General features: G+C 58.7%; 26 protein-coding genes. 4 read left to right on the top strand and 22 right to left on the bottom strand.

The features are described 5' to 3' along the window. Positions 1-14: 14 nt before the first annotated feature. From AC2FFP_RS09935 to AC2FFP_RS09875, 13 genes are all read right to left on the bottom strand, one after another. Entirely contained in the window at positions 15-677 is a 663-nt protein-coding gene (locus AC2FFP_RS09935) for an RcGTA-type gene transfer agent tail tape measure protein (protein ID WP_496722543.1), read from the bottom strand. Continuing rightward, positions 664-873, bottom strand: coding sequence for a rcc01693 family protein (locus AC2FFP_RS09930; RefSeq protein WP_496844171.1), 210 nt, complete (start codon positions 871-873; stop codon positions 664-666). Before AC2FFP_RS09930 ends, AC2FFP_RS09935 begins: the two co-directional genes overlap by 14 nt. Continuing rightward, positions 870-1,190 (bottom strand): gene transfer agent family protein, encoded by a 321-nt coding sequence (locus tag AC2FFP_RS09925; RefSeq protein WP_496723416.1) that lies wholly within the window; start codon positions 1,188-1,190, stop codon positions 870-872. Before AC2FFP_RS09925 ends, AC2FFP_RS09930 begins: the two co-directional genes overlap by 4 nt. 4 nt (positions 1,191-1,194) lie before the next feature. After that, a complete protein-coding gene (locus AC2FFP_RS09920; protein WP_496696792.1) occupies positions 1,195-1,608 on the bottom strand; it encodes a phage major tail protein, TP901-1 family in 414 nt (137 codons plus the stop codon). Positions 1,609-1,628: 20 nt separating this feature from the next. Beyond that, positions 1,629-2,042, bottom strand: coding sequence for a DUF3168 domain-containing protein (locus tag AC2FFP_RS09915; protein ID WP_496766979.1), 414 nt, complete (start codon positions 2,040-2,042; stop codon positions 1,629-1,631). Then, positions 2,039-2,377, bottom strand: coding sequence for a phage head closure protein (locus tag AC2FFP_RS09910; RefSeq protein ID WP_496880985.1), 339 nt, complete (start codon positions 2,375-2,377; stop codon positions 2,039-2,041). Before AC2FFP_RS09910 ends, AC2FFP_RS09915 begins: the two co-directional genes overlap by 4 nt. Continuing rightward, entirely contained in the window at positions 2,374-2,973 is a 600-nt protein-coding gene (locus AC2FFP_RS09905; RefSeq protein ID WP_496844169.1) for a head-tail connector protein, read from the bottom strand. The genes AC2FFP_RS09910 and AC2FFP_RS09905 overlap by 4 nt, the downstream gene beginning before the upstream one ends. Before the next feature lie 170 nt (positions 2,974-3,143). Beyond that, positions 3,144-4,322: a phage major capsid protein gene (locus tag AC2FFP_RS09900; RefSeq protein WP_282169346.1), complete on the bottom strand. Its 1,179-nt coding sequence runs from the start codon at positions 4,320-4,322 to the stop codon at positions 3,144-3,146. 34 nt (positions 4,323-4,356) lie between these two features. After that, the gene (locus tag AC2FFP_RS09895) at positions 4,357-4,902 is read right to left on the bottom strand and encodes an HK97 family phage prohead protease (RefSeq protein ID WP_496844168.1); all 546 of its coding nucleotides are present in this window, start codon (positions 4,900-4,902) and stop codon (positions 4,357-4,359) included. A gap of 26 nt (positions 4,903-4,928) precedes the next feature. Then, positions 4,929-5,147: a GTA head formation protein, RCAP_rcc01685 family gene (locus tag AC2FFP_RS09890; RefSeq protein ID WP_108860356.1), complete on the bottom strand. Its 219-nt coding sequence runs from the start codon at positions 5,145-5,147 to the stop codon at positions 4,929-4,931. Then, positions 5,140-6,303 carry a phage portal protein gene (locus AC2FFP_RS09885; protein ID WP_496880984.1) on the bottom strand — a complete coding sequence of 388 codons (1,164 nt, stop codon included), beginning with the start codon at positions 6,301-6,303 and terminating at the stop codon, positions 5,140-5,142. The genes AC2FFP_RS09890 and AC2FFP_RS09885 overlap by 8 nt, the downstream gene beginning before the upstream one ends. A 968-nt stretch (positions 6,304-7,271) precedes the next feature. Next, on the bottom strand, positions 7,272-8,642 hold the full coding sequence (locus AC2FFP_RS09880; RefSeq protein WP_496844258.1) for a DNA-packaging protein: 1,371 nt from the start codon (positions 8,640-8,642) through the stop codon (positions 7,272-7,274). A 498-nt stretch (positions 8,643-9,140) separates the two neighbouring features. Continuing rightward, entirely contained in the window at positions 9,141-10,208 is a 1,068-nt protein-coding gene (locus AC2FFP_RS09875; RefSeq protein ID WP_496844166.1) for a linear amide C-N hydrolase, read from the bottom strand. Positions 10,209-10,628: 420 nt separating this feature from the next. Here AC2FFP_RS09875 and AC2FFP_RS09870 point away from each other — a divergent pair, with 420 nt between their 5' ends. After that, positions 10,629-11,885 (top strand): DEAD/DEAH box helicase, encoded by a 1,257-nt coding sequence (locus tag AC2FFP_RS09870; protein ID WP_496880983.1) that lies wholly within the window; start codon positions 10,629-10,631, stop codon positions 11,883-11,885. 39 nt (positions 11,886-11,924) lie between these two features. Here the strand turns inward: AC2FFP_RS09870 and mltG are convergent, their stop codons facing one another. The 7 genes from mltG to fabD form a co-directional block, all read right to left on the bottom strand. Further along, complete coding sequence (mltG, locus tag AC2FFP_RS09865) at positions 11,925-13,085, bottom strand: endolytic transglycosylase MltG (protein ID WP_496880982.1); 1,161 nt, start codon at positions 13,083-13,085, stop codon at positions 11,925-11,927. Next, the gene (fabF, locus tag AC2FFP_RS09860; RefSeq protein ID WP_496766971.1) at positions 13,086-14,351 is read right to left on the bottom strand and encodes a beta-ketoacyl-ACP synthase II; all 1,266 of its coding nucleotides are present in this window, start codon (positions 14,349-14,351) and stop codon (positions 13,086-13,088) included. 193 nt (positions 14,352-14,544) lie between these two features. Continuing rightward, positions 14,545-15,288, bottom strand: a complete 744-nt coding sequence (locus tag AC2FFP_RS09855) for a 1-(5-phosphoribosyl)-5-[(5-phosphoribosylamino)methylideneamino]imidazole-4-carboxamide isomerase (protein ID WP_496740430.1) — start codon at positions 15,286-15,288, stop codon at positions 14,545-14,547. A gap of 122 nt (positions 15,289-15,410) precedes the next feature. Further along, a complete protein-coding gene (locus AC2FFP_RS09850) occupies positions 15,411-15,950 on the bottom strand; it encodes a GNAT family N-acetyltransferase (RefSeq protein ID WP_496766970.1) in 540 nt (179 codons plus the stop codon). Positions 15,951-16,091: 141 nt separating this feature from the next. Further along, entirely contained in the window at positions 16,092-16,325 is a 234-nt protein-coding gene (locus tag AC2FFP_RS09845; RefSeq protein WP_005982462.1) for an acyl carrier protein, read from the bottom strand. A 209-nt stretch (positions 16,326-16,534) separates the two neighbouring features. After that, complete coding sequence (gene fabG, locus AC2FFP_RS09840) at positions 16,535-17,272, bottom strand: 3-oxoacyl-[acyl-carrier-protein] reductase (RefSeq protein ID WP_496766969.1); 738 nt, start codon at positions 17,270-17,272, stop codon at positions 16,535-16,537. Between the two features lie 42 nt (positions 17,273-17,314). Further along, positions 17,315-18,253, bottom strand: a complete 939-nt coding sequence (gene fabD / locus AC2FFP_RS09835) for an ACP S-malonyltransferase (RefSeq protein WP_496881010.1) — start codon at positions 18,251-18,253, stop codon at positions 17,315-17,317. 161 nt (positions 18,254-18,414) lie between these two features. Here fabD and AC2FFP_RS09830 point away from each other — a divergent pair, with 161 nt between their 5' ends. Then, entirely contained in the window at positions 18,415-19,641 is a 1,227-nt protein-coding gene (locus AC2FFP_RS09830; RefSeq protein WP_496880981.1) for a cytochrome b/b6 domain-containing protein, read from the top strand. A 72-nt stretch (positions 19,642-19,713) separates the two neighbouring features. On the opposite strand, the gene AC2FFP_RS09825 is transcribed toward AC2FFP_RS09830, so the two are convergent. Both AC2FFP_RS09825 and AC2FFP_RS09820 read right to left on the bottom strand, forming a co-directional pair. After that, positions 19,714-20,286 carry a YceI family protein gene (locus AC2FFP_RS09825; protein ID WP_109311412.1) on the bottom strand — a complete coding sequence of 191 codons (573 nt, stop codon included), beginning with the start codon at positions 20,284-20,286 and terminating at the stop codon, positions 19,714-19,716. A gap of 128 nt (positions 20,287-20,414) precedes the next feature. Beyond that, positions 20,415-20,933, bottom strand: a complete 519-nt coding sequence (locus AC2FFP_RS09820; protein WP_496723447.1) for a hypothetical protein — start codon at positions 20,931-20,933, stop codon at positions 20,415-20,417. A 284-nt stretch (positions 20,934-21,217) separates the two neighbouring features. On the opposite strand from AC2FFP_RS09820, the gene rpsF reads away from it, so the two are divergent. Further along, complete coding sequence (gene rpsF / locus AC2FFP_RS09815) at positions 21,218-21,571, top strand: 30S ribosomal protein S6 (protein ID WP_082637099.1); 354 nt, start codon at positions 21,218-21,220, stop codon at positions 21,569-21,571. Positions 21,572-21,598: 27 nt separating this feature from the next. Continuing rightward, positions 21,599-21,826 carry a 30S ribosomal protein S18 gene (rpsR, locus tag AC2FFP_RS09810; protein ID WP_005982441.1) on the top strand — a complete coding sequence of 76 codons (228 nt, stop codon included), beginning with the start codon at positions 21,599-21,601 and terminating at the stop codon, positions 21,824-21,826. Positions 21,827-21,838: the final 12 nt, after the last annotated feature.

Genomic DNA, 21,838 nt, shown 5'->3' with positions numbered 1-21,838 from the left:
CCTGCTCCCTCAAGTTACCTGTTGCGATTGCCGCGCCCCAGTGCGCGGCTCATCTGCGCCGCAATCTGGCTTTGACTGCGACGGAACCCCTGAACGTCCGGGGTGGTGATGTTCATCACGACATTGACGGCACGCCCACCTCCCGAGGTGCGCACCCCAAGCTTACCGTCTGACCCGCGCGCCAAAGGCATGATCGCTTCGGGTCCGGCTTCCCCCATCAACCCGGTTCCGCCACGCATGGGAAATGTGGTTGGGCCGCTGACAACGCCGCCATTGGCGAAAGGCATCACCCGGCCTTGCGAAAAACTGCCACCGTCGGCAAATGGCAAAAGCCCCTGCACCAGACCGCCAACGGTTCCGGCCAGCATCCCGCCAAAGTGATCCGTCACCGGCTTGATCGCTGCCGAATACGCCGTGCGGATCATTGAGTTCTTCAAAACGTCCAGCGCATCGGACAGGTTCATCCCATCTAGCACTACGCCATCGAAGGCTTTGCGCAACCCGCTGGACATGCCGCGTTCCAGCGTCGCGACATCCTTGCCCGTTTCCTCAAACGCCGCGCTGATCCGTTTCATCTGGCCGTCAAAAGCAGCCGCCATAGATGCCGCGTCACCCAGCGAGTCTCCCAGCGCATCGCCGCGTTCCTGCAAGTCGTCAAACCCGTCACGATCCGTCATCACGCTCTCCTTGTAATTTGTCCGGGTAGGCCTTCAGCAACGCATCCAGGCCAGCCCGGTTCATCGCCGGGATCCCTGCGCCCTGCCCCAGCATCAGTTGCAATTCGGCCGGGGTCAGTCGCCAGAACTGATCCGGCGTCAGACGCAGGCCAACAAGCGCGGCCCGCATCAAGGCGGGCCAGTCGAACCCGCTCATGCCTGATCCGGCACCATGAAGGCCCGCGCCAACAACTCCGCTGCCGCACGCGCAGCTGCCATCGGGCCACCCTCAATTTCGGCGCTCAGCAGATCGGTGCGGTTGACGTCGCCGCCACCGCCTCGCAACCCGGCCACGATCAGTGCCAATACGTCACCACTGGAATAGGCTCCGCCTTCGAACCGTTGCACGAGTTCCACCAGCGAACCGGCACCCAGCTCTTGTTCCAATTCCGCTAAAGCACCCAGCGTCAGCTTCAGCACCCGCCGTTCTCCATCGATGGTCAAAGCCACCTCGCCTGTCCACGGATTGGCCATCGGCTTACAGCGCCGTAAAACTCAGCGCGCCGGCGCTGGCCAAACTCATCTCATAAGTCGCCTCGCCGTTGTGCGAGCCCGCATATTCGACACCTGTGACCTGAAACGGCCCGGCAACAATGCCGAAATCCGGGATGATGACCTGAAAATCCGGTGTTTCGCCGTCAAAGAACAATTGCCGCGCGCGTTCATCAGTCCCGGCGTCCTTGAACACTCCCGAGCCGGATATGGAAGCCGATTTGACCCCGGCACCCGATAGAAGTTCGCGCCAACCTCCCTGACTTTCCAGGCTGGTGACATCCACGCTTTCCGCGTTGAAGCTGACACGCGTGGCGCGCAATCCCGCGATCGTTTCAAACAGACCGCTGCCGTTCATATCCACTTTGACCAACAGGTCCTTGCCGTTCTGGGCACCCATATGCTCTCTCCGTTGATTGGTTAGTCATCTTCCACGCGGGCGCGGAATTTCAGGTCGATCTGGCGGATCGCTCCACCGGTCCCGGTGCGCCGGGCTGATGCGCGCTCGAACCACAGGCCCACCAGACGCCCGCGATCAAGGCTGGGCAAGGCACCCTCCAGCGCGTCACACACGGCTCCTGCCAGGGTCTTGGCGGCCCCGAACCCTGCGGCTTCGGATACGACCGAGACCGTGAACCGGTGCACCGCACCTCCACCCGATCGGTCAGAGACATCACGAACCTCTTCCGGTCCCAGCGTCACATAAGTCTGTGGTACTGCTCCGGCCGGCACCGCGTCATAGATCGCGCCACCCGACAAATTGTTAACCTGCGTATCCTCTGAAATCTGCTTGAACACCGCCGCCTGCAGGGCTGCTGAAACGCCATAGCTCATGCTGCCACCTCCTCATCTGCGAAACAGGTCAGGTACTGGCCACGCGGATCACACTCGGCGACAGCGCGGATGACAAAACGACGTTCGCCCTCTGCAAAGCGCTGATCCGGCGATGGCCGCATGGTGGAGCCTGTGGGCGCGCCCCGGACCACGATGCGATAGCCGACCCGCGATACCGGGACGCCAGCCACCTGCCGCTCTGACCCGCTGCGCGCGGTCACCTCGGCCCATACCGTGCCCAGCGGTACCCAGGTTTCGGTGTATCCGCCTGATCCATTGGCCACGCGCACCGGCGCTTCCAACTCCAGCTTTCTGTTCAACCGCGGCGCTTTCATTGCACGACCCCTGCAACAAACCGAACTGTGCGATAGCGCTGGATCAGGCTGGTGACACCAAACGGCATGCACCCGGCACCCAGCGCTGTCTCATCGCGGTATTCGTAGTAATGCGCGGCCAACAACAGCACCGCCTGCCCCAGATCGGCGGGCAACCCGCCCCAATCCATTGCCATCCCAGCGCCAAAGACGATCCTGACAGAACCACCCTTTGTCATCTTCGGCATCAGTGCCCCAACGGAGCGTAGCCGGGGACGCTGCGCGTCTTTTTCCAACCGGTATCTATCCGAGGTGACAACCGTCTCTGCATCGTCTGCATCTGCCAGCGTCACACTCTTGACCTCGGTGACCGGAGCCACCGGCAACACTTCACCCGACTGGTCTCGCCAGACGGTCAGGCTCCAGGAAAAATCGCGCTCGATCAGAACCTTGCCTGTGCGCGCTTCGATCGCCGCAACGGCTGCGCGCAGAAAGCCTTTCAGCACATCGTCCTGAACGCTGCCTTCGGCAAAGCCTGTGCCCAGCCGCAGATGCGCTTTAAACTGATCCACCGGCAGCGCCGCATCCGCGATGGCGGTTTCTTCGATCAACATCATCCATTCACTCCGCAATCTCGGACCCCTCCGGGGGCCTCACTCAAGAAAATGACGGGCACGCACCGCCCCACGTTGCTCGGACGGAGGGGAGCAGCTAGACAACGCAGGGGATCTCACCCCGGCCCGCGCCCGCGCCCGAGGGGCCAATGACCCCCCGGATCCGTCACCGCTTAGGCGGTGCCGAATTTCACCAGCTTGATCGCGGCAAAGTCGCTCACGTCGCCGCCGACACGCTTGGTCGCATAGAACAGAACGTGCGGCTTGGCGCTGAACGGATCACGCAAGACGCGCAGATCAGGGCGCTCGGCAATAGTGTAGCCGGCCTGGAAGTCACCAAAGGCAATCGAGAAACTGTCGGTGCCCGCATCCGGCATGTCCTCGGCAATCAGAACCGGATAGCCCATCAGGCGCGCAGGCTCACCCGCAGCCAGACCGTCCGACCACAGGAAGCGGCCATCGCTGTCCTTTAGCTTGCGGATCACACCAGCAGTTTTCGAATTCATTACGAAGGTGCCATTGACGCGGTATTGCGCGCCCAGCGCATAAACCACATCGACAATCGCGTCCGCATCGACACCACCGTCAATGCCGGTCGGGACATAGCCCAGATTGCCCCAGGTCCAAACATCATTGTCGACCTTGGCATGGTTCAGAATGCCATTTGGCTTGTCCGCACCATCGCCCGAGATGAACGCCGCCGCTTCGGCGCGGGCAAATTTGTCAGCGATACGACCAGCCAGCCATCCCTCGACATCGAACGCACTGTCATCCAAAAGGCGCTGCGACGCCTTTGGCAGCGCGCTCAGCTCGTGCAAGGCAATCGAGATGCGATCAATAGACGGGGTCGCCGTCTCGGTCGCAGCAGAACTTTCATCCGCCCAGCCCGCGCCCACGTCGGTGTGGTCGATCAACACGTCGAACGAGTTCGCCTCGACATTCACCACCGAAGCGATCGAACGGATCGAGGCCGTGGATTTCAGCACCGACTTGATCATCTCGGCGGTTTGCGGATCGACCAGATATCCGCCATCGCTGTTAACGGCGCTGGACAGCGATTTGGCTTCCATATCAAGGCCGCGCAGGCCGTCATCGTCACCGCATCGCACATAGGCGTCGAAAGCCTTCTGATGCGGCGCACCGTCCTCGATTGAAGCCGCAAGATGCGGGCGCGCCGCGGTGATTGATTTACGATCCAGCATGGTCAGTCGCTCTTCTGTCTGTTGCAGTTTGGTTTTAACTTCAGCCTTCAGGCCCTTGAATTCGCTCACGAAGCCAGTCATCGCCTGCTTCACCTCCTGAACCAGGGGCACACCCTCTCCGGTCAAGGCCGGGGTCTCGGTCTTGCTCATCAGAACTTCCTTGTTTGGGTGGGATTGAGGCGCGCTAGGTTCGCGCCAGCTCCTGCCGGGCGTGATCAAACACCTCGGCAATATTGCGCAGGGTGTCCTCGGCGTCCGGGATCGTCCCCTTTGCCGCCACCCGCGCACTGGGCAGCATCGGAAAAGTCACAAGCGACACCTCCCACAGCTCCAGTTCGGTCAGGACCCGATGGCCCTTTTCATTTTTTATGGCCCGTTTGATGCGATAGCCGATCGACAGCCCGTCAATGGCCCCGGCCCGGATCAATTCCGCAGCTTCACGGCCTTTCTGCGTGGTTTCCAACATACGTCCCTTGACCCAAAGCCCGCGTTCATCTTCGCGCACGTCGTCCCAGACACCGATGGGTTGCGCCGGGTCGTGCTGCCACAGCATTTTGACCCGCTGACCTGCCGCCGTTAGCCCAGCCAACGACCTGCGATATGCGCCTTTCTGCACTACATCGCTCCCTTGATCGACCTGCCCAAACAGGCTGGCATAGCCCTCGATCACCGCGTCCTCGGTCACCGACAATCCATCGCTAAACCGCGCAAACTTGTGTTCTAAATCCATGAACACCTCCTCATAAGCCTCTGAATTCATGGCGACACCACCAGAATTGACTGAAACGCTTGCGCCAGGATCACCGCAACGACTCCATAGACCGTCAGCCACAGCCGTTTCTCCAGCCGCTCCATCATCTCTTCGATCTGATCCAGCCGCCTGCATAAATGCGCGTGCTGGATCTCGGCCACCCGTTCATGCGCAGCCAAGCGCAGGCCCGGCGCACAATCAAACGGCGGATACCCCTCAGCCATCTGCACGCTCCGGTAGCCCCAGCATCACGCGTTTCTCAGCGTCTGTCAGGAACTCGGCGCCGTTGATTCGCGCCCATTGCGCATCCCGCTCCGCCGACAGCGCCGGCACCTGATCCAGGTCGGGTTTCAACACCAGTTCTTCGCCTGTAAAGCCCGCCAACCATTCCGACACCGCCGCCGCCACCCGCGTCACCAAGGGCAGAACGGTCAGGCGGTAAAACGCCCGGTTGGCCTCCTGATAGTTCGAATAGGTCGCGTCGCCTTGAATTCCCAGCAACATCGGCGGGACCCCAAAGGCCAGTGCGATCTCGCGGGCGGCGGCTTCCTTGGTCTTTTGAAACTCCATGTCAGAGGGTGAAAAACCCATCGGCTTCCAATCGAGCCCCCCTTCCAGAACCATCGGACGGCCTGCATTGCGCGCCCCGCGATAGTTTTGCTCAATCTCATCGGACAAGCGGCGGAATTGATCCTCGGCCATCACCCCATGTCCATCGCCGCCTTTCCACACCAACGCGCCCGAAGGCCGCGCAGCATTGTCCAGCAATGATTTCGACCACCGCGACGCGCTGTTATGCACATCAATCGCCATCGCCGCAGCTTGCATCGGCGAGAACCCGTAGTGGTCGTCTTGGGGGTGGAATGACTTGATATGACAGATCGCATCAGCCGGGAAACGATGCGTCTTGCCGCCCGCCGTATAGTCATACGCCTTGGGCCATCCATCCGCCCCCGGCACCACGCTCATTCGGTCCGAGCGCAGGACGTGCAGTTCAACCGGCAATCCATCCTCGGCCTGTGCCGCCTCGACATAGGCGTTTCCTGACAGCAACAACTGCCCAAACAAAGCCTCCATCAATTCCGCCCGCCCCTGCGCCGCATTCGGGCGGCGCATCAGAGATATGATCGGATGCACGTCATAGCGCTGCGCCTGATCCTGCAGCACCAGAGGCAGTGCCGCCGCCGCCTCGGCGATCAACTTGACCGAGCGGAACCCCACCGGGTTCCCCGAAAACCCCGTCCGCGTCAGCGACACCGCGTCCCTGGGGCTCCACGCCACGCGCCCACCCGTCTGCCACGCCACCACAGGCCCCGCCGCGCTCGCCTTTGCTTCGGGCGCTTCCCCGGCCGTTCCACGACGCAAGAAATCGAATACCATCTGTGCTCCTTTCTGCCGCCGCTCTGCCCGGCTTGTTGAAAAGAGTTATGAGGGAAAGAGGTTTAAGCCTCGGGAATGGAGCGTGCGGAGGTTGGGCAACGGCAAATCGCGCTTACCATTCATGGAAAGAGAAACACTTACAGGCTCTTAACCGATTTCGTCTATTAGATTTCTAATCGAGCTGGCGCATGTTGCGTAGGTGATTCCAGTGTTTTGCTTGTAAACGGCATCTAGTTCTGACTGCCAATCGGAATCTGGCATTTCGACTGGTCTGATTTCTTCCTTGTAGCCAGTAACGACACCGCAAACTCTATGTAAGCCATCTCTATAATGAACAACCGGTCCACCAGAGAAACCTATCGTATTGAACCCGTCCAATATCATACGGTTTCCGGTAATAGCTGATACAATAGCCCCCTCTCTGAAATGGGAAAGGGCGCCCCTCCAAACCCGAGAAGTCAACGTATTCCTCAAGCGACAGAGGGAAACCTAGGAAGTGTACGTGCTGCCCGCAAACAAGGCCATCCATATCTAGCGGAAGCGACAGCTTATCAAGAAAATCGACAGGGTATAGAGGGTTACTGAATACAGCGATATCAAGATCGACTGACTTAGTTAGCAAAACAGCAGAACTGAGGTACTCCCAGCCAGATCGACTCTTTATTGCAATCGGTTTTTCTAGCCTGTCATCAACTAAATGGTTGGCCGTGATAAAATAATGATTGCCTTTATACTGGACTGAAACAGCGGTTCCTAACTGTGAAGATCGAAAAAGGAAAGTTCGGCCCAATACATTAGTCGTTGGCGGCATTATTCGAAACACCGAACTAGAGTGATCTAGGTGAGTTACATCGCCCATCGAGTGCGCAACCTTAGATAATAGTCACGCAAAAGCTGGGCTATCCATATGAGAACGTCAAGCTGTGATGTATCGCAATACAAAGGAAAAACATATTCATTGATTGCATCTACAAAGTCCGCACGCGAGGCCGCCGATACGCCCCCGCAGGCCCCACCACCAACTCATGCAGCGCCCAGACCAGCGCGTCGACCCGGTCGGGGGAGCCCTGCCCCTCGAACCCCCGCGCGGTCATCTGGCACATCTGCTCCTCCAGCGCGTCCAGCCCCGCGACATGCGCCACCCGCCCCTGTTCGTACAATGCCGCAACAGGCTCGGCACGCGCGACCTTCCCGCGTGAGGCCCGCACCGCGCGATAAGGCACCAGAGGGTCCACCTGCCGCACGACCTCTTCCACCAGTTGCCCGCCCTGATTGACCTCGGCCACCAGTCTTTCGGCCCTGAATTCATCCATCGCGTCAATCGCCGCCTGCGCCCAGCCCGCCGGGCCAACGCCCTGCACCGTCCGGTCGGCCAGTACATAGGCCCGCCAGTCCTCGGGCGGCCCTTGCACTTGCGCGCCGACCACCACGATCCCGCAGGCATCCGCATCCGAGCCCGCCGTCACCGCTGGGTCCAGCGCGACCACAATACGGTCCAACTCTGGTACATTCTCAACTCGCGCCGCGTCCAGCATCGCCCCGGTCCACAACGCCCCCTCGGCATCCGACAGCAGCACGCCGTCCAACTCCTGCCGCCCCAGCCGCGTACCCGCATAACGCGCGCGCACTTCGTCCAGAAACGAATCCGCCAGATTGGCCCGGTTCGCCTCGGTCGGCGCATGGGTCTGCACGGTGGACGGAGACGCCAGCAATTCCTTCAAAACCTTCACATTGCGCGGTGTGGTCGTCACACAGACCCGAGGTCGCTCCCCCAACCGCAAGGCAAATTGCAGCATATCCCAGGTCTCGCCAGCCTTCTTCCACTTGGCCAACTCATCCACCCAGGCCGCATCGAACTGCGGCCCGCGCAACCCCTCAGGATCATGCGCCGAAAACGCCTGCGCCTCAGCTCCGTTTGGCCAGATCAGTTTCCGTTCGGACGCCTTCCAGACAGGTCGCCGATCCGGCGGCGAACACTGCAAAATCCCGCTATCGCCAAAGATCATCACATCGCGCACCTGATCGAAAGTCTCACCGACCAAGGCCACACGACGCGCCTCGCCGCGATCCAGCGGCAAAGCCCCCTCGACCACCTGTCGCACCCATTCTGACCCGGCCCGCGTCTTACCAGCACCGCGCCCGCCCATGATAACCCAGGACCGCCAGTCGCCTTCGGGCGGCAACTGATGCGGCAGTGCCCAGAACTCGAACAGGAAAGGGAGGGCGCACAGCCCCCCCTCCCCGATCTCACTCAGAAATCTGTCCCGAACCGCAGCAGGCGCGGAGGCGAGCCAGCCTGCACCCAATCTCAAATCGAGCGCGCTCAAGGTCGAGCGCATACCCCCCTTGGGCAATTCCGGCTTGTCTGTGATGTTGTTCGACAAAGCTTGTCTCCACTTTCTGACAACTTCGGATCAGCCCCTCTAACTGCCCGAGTTGCTTGGCTGAACCAGCAAGATCTGCATCCTCCCCGGCACCGATCTGTTTGCGCAGTTCTTCCGCTGCTTGGCGCAGATCGCGAATGGATCTCTCAAGCGACTGCAACAAATCAGCCGTCTGGGACATCCGCTCTTCCGGGGTAATCAAAGTCATGTGTGCCTGTGACCTCATGCGTGAGTGATCTCCGCACGAGAGAAACGAAAAACGGCCACCGGGTCGCCCCGGGGCCGTCGTCCACCTCTTCTAGCATGACACAACTTATACGCAAGAAAGTCCGCAAAGTCAATGTGTTGCGCAACAACGGCGCAACGGGTAGCGTGCGCTGATAGTTAAGAGACCTTTACTGATAGGACTATGTGGCAGACGGTCGTCAGTGGTTGAGCCCCGTGACTACAACGTTACGTATCGCCGAGAAAAAGAAATGGCTCGGAAGGTTCAAAGCTGGCCGAAACCTCGCCCGCAAGGATGGGCTTTTCGCCAAGTTCCAATTTCAGGGTAGAAGCCCCATCGGAGAGATCAAGGTTCTCGATATCCACCCAAAACAATGTAGGGCTGAACACGCTCTCATAGTAGTACCGACCCAGCTCATGATCAGCGACCGTACGCCAGGTTGTTGATGCGATGTTTGGGCGCTCTGGGTCCGTCACACCAAATGGTACGGAAATTGATCGCACGAGAGAGAACACCGCCGCCGTCGCATCGTTTTTGTCGTCAAACGAGGGAACGGCATTCAGATTCCAGCTCAACCGCGCAAATCGGTCGGAAGACCGATGGGTTCCGGGCAAAAATGAAAGACCATTAACTTCACCCCAATAAGTGGTGATTGCGAGTTGTTCGTCAAAAGTAGGAGAGTTCGTCATGACAGTAAATTCGCGGCCGTGGTGGATAGCCAACTCGCCATCGAGATACTCGAATATTGCACTGTCACCAGACGCATCGGATAGCGCAATATGCCCCCCTGCCTCATGTCCGCTAGGCAACATCGGCGCTACAATCACGAATGGCTCTTGCTCCATAGCTGCAACGGCTTCTTCAACTGTTGCAAAGTTATCCAGAAAATACTGCAACCACCCTCCGACAGAAATGAGAGGTTTGTCTCCGGCATTTTCCGTCCCGTAATCCGCTTCGGCAAGATAGAGAGCGTTGCCGACCAGCCCGCCATCATTCATGCCGTCAACAGTTGCTCCGTCATAGATCGTTGCCACGACAGAGCCGTATTTGGACGTCCATTTGACCGAATTCTCTCCGGCACCACCATCACGGTCCATGCCCCGCGGGAAGGCCCAAATGTCTGTTGAAGTATCTTCGAACCAGTCAAGCGTCCTCCCCGTGAGGAAGGATCCGTCTGCCGTTTCATAGACGATCCGAGAGCATGCGATTGCTGAAGACGCGGCTAGAACCACGGTCAGAGTGGTAGCTACAAGTATTTTAGCGCACATTTCTGGATTCCTTTTTTGGTCATACACAAAAAGTCATCTCCCCTAAGGATCGGGTATTTTCCGATGTTATGAAAGCCAAGAAGCACTTCGGGATTTTCAAAGCCCAGCTGGACAAGGTTCTTCTATTTGAACAATCCGTTCCCTGGCGGCCGCGGCAAGTACGTGTTCCCACTTCGCAATTCATGGCTTGACAAATGCTAACAAAACTAGCATGTGCCACCTTAAGACAGCGCTGACGCGTGAGCATTGACGGTCGCAGCAGACCCCACAGCGCATCACTACTTCTCCTAGTTCCCATTCACGCAGGGTTCTTGACGCGACGCCAGATGGCGCAGGGTTCGCCTGCACGTCCCGAGGTTTAGCGGAAACCCTGCCGGTCACGCGCTGCGTGGCCAGACACGTCTTGTCCGCACGGCTATTGCCTTGCGGGTTACAAAGGATAGTTATTTGTTCGACTTCGACATGCTGGGCCTTGCACCAGCCCTCAACGATGCACTGAAACGTGCCAATTTCTCACAACCGACCCCTATTCAGAACCAGGCCATCCCGCTGGCGCTGAACGGTCACGACATCCTGGGCCTGGCGCAGACCGGCACCGGTAAGACGCTAGCCTTCGGCCTGCCGCTGATCGACCACTTGCTGGCGCAGCCCGGCAAACCCGCGCCCAAAACCGCCAAAGCGCTGATCCTTGCCCCAACCCGCGAGCTGGTCAACCAGATCGCGGATAGCCTGCGCAACCTGACCGACAAGACCAAACTGCGCGTGGCCACCGTGGTCGGTGGTCAGTCGATCGGCAGACAGATTTCGTTCCTGTCGCGCGGCACCGACATTCTGGTCGCCACACCCGGGCGTTTGATCGACCTGATGGAACGCGGTGCTGTTGACCTTGGCTCGGTGCGACATCTTGTACTGGACGAGGCCGACCAGATGCTGGACATGGGCTTTATCCACGCCCTACGCAAAATCGCACCCAAGCTGGGCACGCCGCGCCAAACCATGCTGTTCTCGGCCACTATGCCAAAACAGATGGAAGAGCTTAGCCAATCCTATCTGACCAACCCGCAGCGAGTGCAGGTCTCGCCTCCAGGTAAAGCGGCGGACAAGATCACGCAGTCTGTGCATTTCGTCGACAGGGCCGGCAAACCGCGGAAATTGCGCGAAATTCTGTCCGCTGACATGGACGCTCTGACCTTGGTATTTTCCCGTACCAAACACGGTGCCGAGAAACTGATGAGAGGCCTTGTGGCCGATGGATTCAACGCGGCCTCGATTCACGGTAACAAAAGCCAGGGACAGCGCGACCGCGCGATCAAGGCGTTCCGGGCCGGAGAGATCAACGTATTAGTCGCGACCGACGTGGCCGCGCGTGGCATCGACATTCCCGGTGTTGCCTATGTGATCAACTATGACCTGCCCGAAGTGCCCGACAACTATGTCCACCGCATCGGGCGCACAGCCCGTGCTGGTCGCGAAGGTGAGGCTATCGCCTTCTGCTCACCGGACGAGGTGGACCAGCTGCGCCAGATTCAGAAACTGATGAAGATTGAAATTCCGGTCGCCAGCGGCACCATGCCAGAATTTTCCGAGCCCAAGAAAGCCCGCAATCGCGGAGGCTTCCGGGGGCGTAGACCGCAAGGGGCAAATTCGACATCGAAGCCCGCGTCTTCGAAACGTCGTCGCCCACGCGGACGTCCCGCTGCATAAAAAAAGAAAAGGCCGCGTTTTCGACGCGGCCTTTTTTTCTTAGTTGCTTGAGCTGTTTCTTTCAGCCTCAATCTCTCGCCACTTGGCGACGTTCCGATTGTGCTCCTGCAAGGTTTCCGCAAACGCGTGCCCCCCGGTGCCATCCGCAACAAAGAAGACAAAGTTGGTCTCTTCCGGTGCGACAGCAGCCTCAAGGCTGGCCAACCCTGGGTTGGCAATGGGTGTCGGTGGCAAACCGTCTATCACATAAGTATTCCAAGGTGTTGCACGGCGCAGCTCACTGCGACGAAGCCCGCGCCCCAGCGTGCCTTGACCCTTGGTGACGCCATAGATGACCGTCGGGTCTGTCTGCAGTTTCATGCCCTGCTCAAGCCGGTTCACAAAGACGCTCGCAACCTGCCCGCGTTCATTGGGAACACCGGTTTCCTTTTCGATGATCGACGCGAGGATCAGCATTTCCTCTGGGCTGCTGATGGGAAGGTCGCCTTGGCGGCTCTCCCACACTGCATTGATGCGCAATTGTTGCTTGTCTTGCATCGCCTGCAGAACAGCCGTCCGGTCATCGCCCGGTGCCAAATCATAGCTGTCAGGTGCCAACATCCCTTCGGCCGGGATCTCGGCAATCTCACCTGTCAGCGGTTCAATCGCCTGCAAGCCTTGCGCTACCTGCCAAGAGGTCACGCCCTCAGCAACAGACACACGGTACCGGGTGTCGGCTTCTTCACGCTTTTGACCGTATTCGGCAGGGATGTCCTCGTCGGTCACATCAAACGATGCGATCTCGACAAATTCCAGCGTTGCCGGGTCCAACTCGCGTACCCGGGTTTGGATGCGGGTGACACCGATACGGTATTCAATCTCGGACCCACAGGTGCTGGCCCCGCTGCTGGTAATCTCGTCGATGATCTGCTCCATCGACGCGCCTTCGCGCACCAGAAAGCTACCGGCTTTCAGCTGCTGCGATTTATCCGTGTAGTCCGCCGCCATGCGAAAGATCATGGCGCTGCTGATGGCTCCGTCATCTTCAAGCTCTTGGCTGACACGGGTCATATTCGACCCGCTTCTGACCTGCAGGCACATGGCGGATTCTAGCGGACCCTCGGCCTTGTATTGCGACTGCCCCCACACAACCAGCCCGCCCATCAGGAACAAGGCAACGATCAGCAAGGTCAGCGCATTCGAAGCAAGAGCCCGGAACATTTAGCTGACCTTTCCGAAGATCACGCTGGCATTGGTGCCGCCAAAGCCGAACGAATTCGACAACGCCACATTGATCTCACGCTCACGCTTGGCGTTGGGCGCCAGATCGATCGGAGTTTCAACGGCGGGGTTATCCAGATTGATCGTCGGCGGAGCCACTTGATCCCGGATCGCCAGGATCGAAAAGATCGCCTCAATCGCGCCAGCCGCACCCAAAAGGTGACCAGTGGCCGATTTGGTTGAGGTCATGGTGGCCTTGCTGGCGTGATCCCCCAACAGGCGCTCTACCGCGCCCAGTTCGATCGTATCCGCCATAGTCGATGTGCCATGCGCATTGATATAGTCCAGATCCGAAGGCTCAAGGCCCGCGCTGCGCAATGCGGCTTTCATGGAACGCTCAGCGCCATCACCATCCTCGGACGGTGCGGTGATGTGATAAGCGTCGCCGGACATGCCATAGCCCAGCACTTCGGCATAGATCTTTGCACCGCGCGCCTTGGCGTGCTCGTACTCTTCCAGAACCACGATGCCTGCGCCCTCACCCATGACAAAGCCATCACGGTCCACGTCATACGGCCGACTGGCTTTCTTTGGGTCGTCTGCGTACTTGGTCGACAGCGCCTTGCACGCATTGAAACCAGCGATACCGATCTCGCAGATGCAGCCTTCACCGCCACCGGCAACCATGACGTCAGCGTCACCTGCACGAATGATGCGGCTGGCATCGCCAATGGCATGCGCACCGGTCGAACAAGCTGTCACGACCGAATGGTTGGGCCCCTTGAACCCGTGGCGGATAGACACCTGACCGGATGCCAGGTTGATCAGCGCACCGGGAATAAAGAACGGCGACACACGACGCGGACCTTTGTCGCGGATCAGGTTTGCCGTTTCAGCAATAGAGCCCAAACCGCCGATACCGGAACCGATCAGAACGCCTGTACGCAGGCGGTCTTCTTCATCCTCAGGCAGCCAGTTGGCATCTTGGCAGGCCATGTCGGCGGCTGCGATCGAATACAGAATGAAGTCTTCGATCTTGCGTTGCTCTTTTGGCGGCAACCAATCGTCGGGGTTAAACGTCCCTTCGGTTCCATCGCCGCGCGGAACTTCGCAGGCATAGGTCGTGGTGACACCGCTCTCTACGGCATCAAACTGGGTGATCGGGCCTGCGCCGGATTCCCCATCCAACAACCGTGACCAAGATTCCTCGACCCCGCTGGCCAAAGGAGTGACCAATCCCAGACCGGTTACAACGACTCTGCGCATGAAATGCCTCTTGCCTGCTTCCTATTTGAGAACCGCTCATACCCCGGCCCGGGGTCCGGGGGCAAGAGCAACGGCACATTCCATCCCGGCGCCATTTCGCCGGGCCGTCCGTCGGTGCGGGTTGTGCCGAAACAATTTGCCCCGACCCTTTCGCAGATTTGAAAGAGCCGGGGCAATATCTTGTGGGATAAACTTACTGGAACTCAGCGACCGGCTCGTGAGCCTGTTCGGCCACATCAAGCGCATCCGCTAAGTCAACCGTCTTGCGGAACAATGCCCGTCCAACCAACGCGCCCGAGATGTTGTGCACATAGGCCAGGCGCGAGATGTCATCTGATGTCCGAACGACACCGCTGGCGATTACCGGTGTGCGCGAAAGTTGCGCCAGACCCGAGATCAGACCCAGCTGCGCGTCGACGTCTTCGATGTCGCTGTCGATATCGGTCACCAGAATTGCCGCAAAGGGCGTACCTTCGAACGCCTCAATAAATGCTTCCGGCGTAAACGCACTCTGGCTGCGCCAGCCTTCGGTCATGACCTGTCCTTGCCAGACATCCACAGCCAGAACGATTTGGTCCGGGTAAAGCTTGGCCAGCTCCTTGACCAGATTCGGGTCCCAGGCCGCCAGCGTGCCAATCACGATCCGTCCCGCGCCTTTGTCGATCCAATACTCGACCTGTTCTCGCGTCCGCATACCGCCGGCCAGTTGCACTGACATCTCAGACGTGCGGATGATTTCCTCGACCAATTCGGCGTTGGTGTCGCGGCCTTCGATTGCATCGAAATCCGTCAGGTGCATCCACGTGGCACCGGCCGCAGACCAGCTACGCGCCGTGTCCGCCGGATTCACATGCCAGATCATCGCGTCGTCCAGACGGCCCTTGTCCAGTGTGACACACCGGCCGTTCTGCAATTCCATCGTGGGGTAAATCCTCATGAGCTTGCTCCTCCGCTCAATCGCTCTGCAAATCCAGAGTACCATACACGCGGAAGATCGGCCCGTTTTACCAGGATCGGCAAACCAAGTTCGGTTTGCGGCATTCAGGAAGTCTCAAATTGTCAGTGGCGTGGCGGCGGACCATTTCGGCGCAGTAGCGTAACGTCGCTGCCATTGTACGCGCATTCACGCATCGGGGCATACCCCAGCTTGTTCGCCAGCTTTTTCGAGGCAGAATTCCCAGAATTCACCATAGCAACCAATGGCCCAGGCATGATCCGGTCAAACCAATCATGCGCGGCCTGCGCGGCCTCTAACCCCAAGCCCTGCCCTTGTGACTCGGGGACCAAAATCCAGCCTGCCTCGGGGAAACTGTCAAAATCTTCGCCGATCGAGCGGTTACCGTAGAAGAACCCCGCCTGCCCGATCATCTGCCGATTCGACTGCTGAACCACGGCCCACTGCCCGAAACCGGCCATTTGCCAGTGCCCGGCATTTCGAAGGAATGAATCCCACGCCTCTCCGCGCGACCGCGGCTTGCCGCCGATATGTCGCACGATGCATGGGTTGCGCCAAATCTCGGCGAACCGGTTGAAATCCTCTGGCCGCATGCCGCTCAGCGTCAAACGGGCCGTATTGATCATCGGGGTGGATCTTATCATGCCCTTCCCGCTCTGAATTATGTGCCTCGGGTAAAAGGTTGCGAACGAATACGGCACCTTGCAAGCCAGAATTGGGCACGGCACAAAAAAAACGGCGCCTCCGTTGCCCGGAAGCGCCGCTTTTTAATAATGTCGAAGCTCTTAGGAGGCTTCAGAGATGAATTTGACGGCGTCGCCAAATGTCTGGATGGTCTCGGCTGCGTCATCGGGGATTTCGATGCCGAACTCTTCTTCGAAGGCCATAACCAGCTCAACAGTGTCCAGGCTGTCTGCGCCCAGATCGTCGATGAAGGACGCGTTTTCGGTCACTTTGTCTTCTTCAACACCCAGGTGCTCAACAACGATCTTTTTAACGCGATCTGCGACGTCGCTCATGTCTATTCCTCATTCCGTTTTCAGGGCCTAGTGCCCGGTTCTGCCCTTGCCCGCTCAGGCTGGCTTTGATTTGCCCGGTGCGGGCGGTTGGGTCCCGGATGACCGGGAAAGTAGAAGGCCGACCATTTGGTCGACCCCAGCATTTATGCGCCGCCTATAGCATAGACAACGCGCGAGGCAAACGCTTTCGCACCTGCCCCTGTCCGCGCTCACAACATGGCCATACCGCCGTTAACATGCAAGGTGGTTCCGGTAACATATCCGGCTTCGGGGCTGGCAAGATACAGTACAGCCGCCGCAATTTCCGACGCATCGCCCATGCGACCGGCGGGAACCTGCCCCAAAATGCCCGATTTCTGATCGTCGGTCAGCTTGTCGGTCATGGCTGTGGTGATGAAGCCGGGCGCAACCGCGTTAGCCGTGATCCCACGACTGGCAACTTCATAGGCCAACGACTTCGTCATACCGACCATACCCGCCTTGGATGCGGCATAGTTCGCTTGACCGGGGTTGCCGGTGGCGCCAACCACGGACGAGATGTTGATGATCCGACCCCAACGGGCTTTCATCATGCCCCGCAGGACCCCTTTGCACAGCTTGGCGGTCGAGGTCATGTTCACGTCGATCACGCTCTGCCATTCGTCATCCGACATACGCATGAACAGGTTGTCCCGGGTAATCCCGGCGTTGTTGACCAGAATATCAACCGACCCCATCGCCTCGGCAGCTTGCTTCGGCAGCGCGGAAACAGCTTCGCCGTCGCTCAGGTTACATGGCAGGACATGCGCCCGCTCGACCAGTTCGGCGGCCAATGCCTCGAGCGGTTCGACACGAGTGCCCGACAACGCAACCGTGGCCCCCGCACCGTGCAGCACGCGCGCAATCTCGCCGCCAATCCCGCCGGACGCTCCGGTGATCAACGCATTCTTACCTGTCAAATCAAACATTCGATCTTCCCTTTGCAGCGCAACTTGCGTCGCACGTTGTTCTTATGATTCGCTCTTAACCACATTCTGCACGTCATCCGGCGTACCAACAGCCTTGCCAGCAATCGCGCGGTCGATCTTGCGGATCATCCCTGAAAGCGCCTTGCCTGCGCCGATCTCCCACGTCTCGGTCACGCCCTGTGCCACCATGTACTGCACGCTCTCGCGCCAACGCACGGAACCGGTGACCTGCTCGACCAGCAACTGACGGATCAGGTCCGGATCGCCAACAGCCTCGGCGCGCACGTTCGCAATTAGCGGAACTGCCGGGGCCTTGATTTCAACTGCAGCCAGCGCCTCGGCCATCACATCTGCGGCGGGTTGCATCAACGCACAATGGAACGGGGCGCTTACGGGCAACATCACGGCGCGTTTGGCACCTTTTTCTTTGGCAATCTCGGCAGCACGTTCCACCGCGGCCTTCGCACCCGACACAACCACCTGTGTAGGGTCGTTGTCATTCGCCGCCTGACAGACCTCGCCCTGCCCAGCCTCTTCTGCGACAGCACGAACCGCCTCAAGGTCCAGCCCCAGAATGGCGGCCATTGCGCCTTCACCAACGGGAACCGCGCTTTGCATTGCCTGGCCACGCGTCCGTAACAAACGCGCCGTATCCGCAATCGACAGCGCGCCAGCTGCCGCAAGCGCTGAATATTCCCCCAACGAATGCCCAGCCACAAATGCAGCGTCCGTGACGGCAACACCTTCGGCCTCCAACGCGCGCATCGCCGCCATCGAGGTTGCCATCAGCGCCGGCTGTGCGTTCTGCGTCAGGGTCAGGTCTGCAATATCACCTTCCCAAATTAAGGTGCTCAGCTTTTCACCAAGCGCTTCATCGACCTCTTCGAAAACAGCCTGTGCAGCCGGGTAGGCCTCGGCCAGTGCCTTGCCCATACCTATGGTCTGGGCGCCCTGCCCCGGAAAAACGAACGCGCGTGTCATTACAACCTCTTGGATGACGTTAGGTTGCGATGGGGTGTAAACCGAGTGAACGAGCGGCACAAGCTCTGCATCCTGACACGTAAACTGTGCGTCAAAGCCTATTGTGTCGGCCCCGGCTGCATTTAGGGTGGCCACAGCAAACAGATCGGAGTCGCAAACCAATGCCCCTTGCCAACACCACCCAAAGCTATGGAGGCGTTTCGAAAACCTTCCACTGGCTGACAGCCTTGCTCATTCTGACGGCGCTGCCGATTGGGTGGTTTGCAAACCAACTGGCACACGCAATCGAAGACCCGACCATTCCAACGACACCGGAAGACCTGCAACAGGCGGCGCAGCTGTTTTCACTGCACAAGACTATCGGTGTAACGGTCTTTTTCGTGGCCCTTGCCCGTATCTTGTGGGCGATCAGCCAACCCAAGCCAGGATTGCTCAATGCTGAAAACAAGCCCGAGGCATTTGCTGCGGAAACCGTCCACTGGCTGTTGTATGGCTCGCTGGTTCTGGTTCCTCTGACAGGCTGGATTCACCATGCGGCCACCGAAGGGTTTGCGCCGATCCTCTGGCCGTTCGGGCAGAACCTGCCTTTTGTGCCGAAATCCCCCGCATTGGCCGAAGCAAGCGGCGGGTTACACTTCGTCCTGATGCTTGTGCTGGTGGGTGCGCTGGTTTTGCATATCGTTGGCGCGCTCAAGCACCATGTAATCGACAAAGACAGCACATTGCGCCGCATGCTGCCCGGACAGGTGGAATTGCCGGAACCACCAACGCAATGGCACTCACCTGCCCCCGTCGTAGCAGCAGTCGTGATCTGGGCTGTTGCTCTTAGCATCGGGTGGTTCGACGGAGCCTACTCGGCACATCCGACCGGTGATAATGCATCTGCCGAACTGGAGGCCGTCCAATCCGACTGGCAGGTGCAGGAAGGCACTTTGGCAATCACGATCACCCAGTTGGGCAGCCCCGTCAGCGGCGCGTTTTCCGATTGGACTGCGGCAATCACTTTTGACGAACCGGCGGAACCCGGACCAGCGGGATCTGCCGATGTGACAATCGCCATCGGCTCATTGACCATCGGCACCGTAACACAGCAAGCCCTTGCTGCGGATTTCTTTGACAGCGCTCAGTTTTCAACCGCGAGTTTTAAAGCGGATCTGTTCAAAACAGATTTGGCCTATGAGGCGCGCGGCACATTGACCATCCGGGACAAAACCATGGATGTTACCCTTCCGTTCGAGCTGGACTTGCAAGATGGGACCGCGAAGATGCAGGGTGAGTTGGAGTTGAACCGATTAGACTATGATGTCGGGACGTCACAACCGACCGAAGACTCGCTGGCTTTTGCAGTCAAAGTCACCGTCGAACTGACGGCCATTCAGGCTGAATAAAGATAGTCGAACAGAAAAAAACCGCCGAGACCTGACGGGTCCCGGCGGTTTCTTTTTGCACGTAAGGCAGGCTTACTCGGCCTTTTGCGCCTCTACCGAAATACGAACCTCAACCTCATCGCTAACAAACGGTGCGAACTGTCCCAGATCGAACTCGCTGCGGACCAGTGTGGTGGTGGCATCAAATCCGGCCCAGGGCTTGCCCGCCATCGGATGCTCGCCAACCTGGTTCAGCTTCGCGTCCAGAACGACCGACTTGGTCACGCCATTCATGGTCAGATCGCCGGTGATGTTCGCGGTGTTTTCACCGGTGACTTCGATACCGGTCGAGGTGAACGAAATCAGGTCACCCTCGGCGACGCCAAAAAAGTCTTCGGTCATGAAGTGATCTTCGCGCGGCTTCCAGCCGGTGATCATTTCGACCACTGGCATCGACACGCTCACGCTGGAATCTGCCGGGTTTTCCTGATCGAACATGATCTCGCCCTCAAAGCCCGAGAACATGCCAGTCGTGGTGGAAAAACCAAGGTGGTTATAGTTGAAGACAACCTGGCTGTGGCTGGGGTCCAAAACGTATTTCTCGGCGCTTGCAAACGCCGAGGTCGCCGATACGGCCAGTGCAGCAGCAAGAAGGGTGGATTTCATGACTATCTCCAAAAATGTTGTGAGTGCAAACCAGTTGGAATGCTCAACAACAAAAATGTGCCGCCCTTGGGCGGCACACAAGACTTATTCTCTAACAATTTCTGTTCCTAAATGAACAGAAGTGAAAATCAGGCGAAGATCGTTACACTTCCGCTCAATTGGCCCTTCAGCGCTCGGCCAACATCCGCCGATTGTAGCGGCAACTTCATCAGCAGGCTGCCGTCCACATCATAGAGTTCGACCTGATCATCATCGAACCGTGCACCACCCAAGGTGTCATAGCTGCGGCGCAGTACTGTCTGAGGACGCCCGTTTTCATTCTTTTGCAGCACGCGTACTTCGCGGCGGATCGGATCAAAATAGGCATCGGGGCGCGCATCGAGCACCTGAATGGTCAGCAGGCTGACGCCGATCAGTAAGAATGTCAGCGACGCGGCCAGCTTGATCGGCCAAACCTCGGTTGCCATCACCGCACCCGACATCAGCCACATGGAAAACGCCACAATGATCAAAAACGCCCCGGCGACGCGTGCCAGAATAGTGCGTGCCCTCCAATTCGGCGCAAATGCGATAAGAATTGGAACCGATTGATCATAAGTCGTGCTGTTCGCAGACTTCTCGATGGTATTCGTGTTCATCGCGGTCATTTCTCTGTACCCTAGTTCACGTTGCCGTCTTTGGTTCGGTCTGTCCGGTTAGTTCCCGGTATGCAAAACAACTTTGAGCCGAAAAGAGTCAGGAATTGGGCAGCGCAAAGGAAATAGCGCGACTTCACCAAGGCATGTGTGACGGCCCTTGCCCCCCGACGCGAATGGTGTATATGGGGCCATCCTTCGCAAGAGTTATGAATCGCGCAGCCTCTCGTGGCAGGGTCGCGAAGGACGAACCGGCCCCGCCTTTGAAATGCGCCTTGATAGAAACAGGAGTGCACATGCCACTGTATGAGCATGTAATGATCGCGCGTCAGGACCTGTCCAACGCGCAGGCAGAAAGCCTCGTCGAACATTTCGGCACCGTTCTGGCTGACAACGGCGGCAACGTCGTCGAAAGCGAGTACTGGGGCGTCAAGACGATGGCCTACAAGATCAACAAGAACCGCAAGGGTCACTATTCCTTCCTGAAGACCGACGCCCCAGCTGGCGCCGTTCAGGAAATGGAGCGCCTGATGCGCCTGCATGACGACGTTATGCGCGTTCTGACCATCAAGGTCGACGAGCACAACGAGGGCCCTTCGGTCCAGATGCAGAAGCGCGACGAGCGCGAAGGCCGCCGCGAGCGCCGCTGATCAACGCCTGACGAAAGGACATATACCATGGCCGCAAAACCATTTTTCCGCCGCCGCAAGGTCTGCCCGTTCTCGGGCGACAACGCGCCGAAGATCGATTACAAAGACACCCGTCTGCTGCAGCGCTACATCTCTGAGCGTGGCAAGATCGTTCCCTCGCGCATCACCGCCGTTTCGGCGAAAAAGCAGCGTGAGCTGGCCCGTGCTATCAAGCGCGCCCGCTTCCTCGCCCTGCTGCCCTACGCTGTGAAGTAAGGAGAGACTGAT

Source organism: Ruegeria sp. YTSC004, from assembly GCF_059609805.1.
The sequence above is the reverse complement of the archived record's forward strand: the minus strand, read 5'-3'. Positions and strand labels throughout refer to the sequence as shown.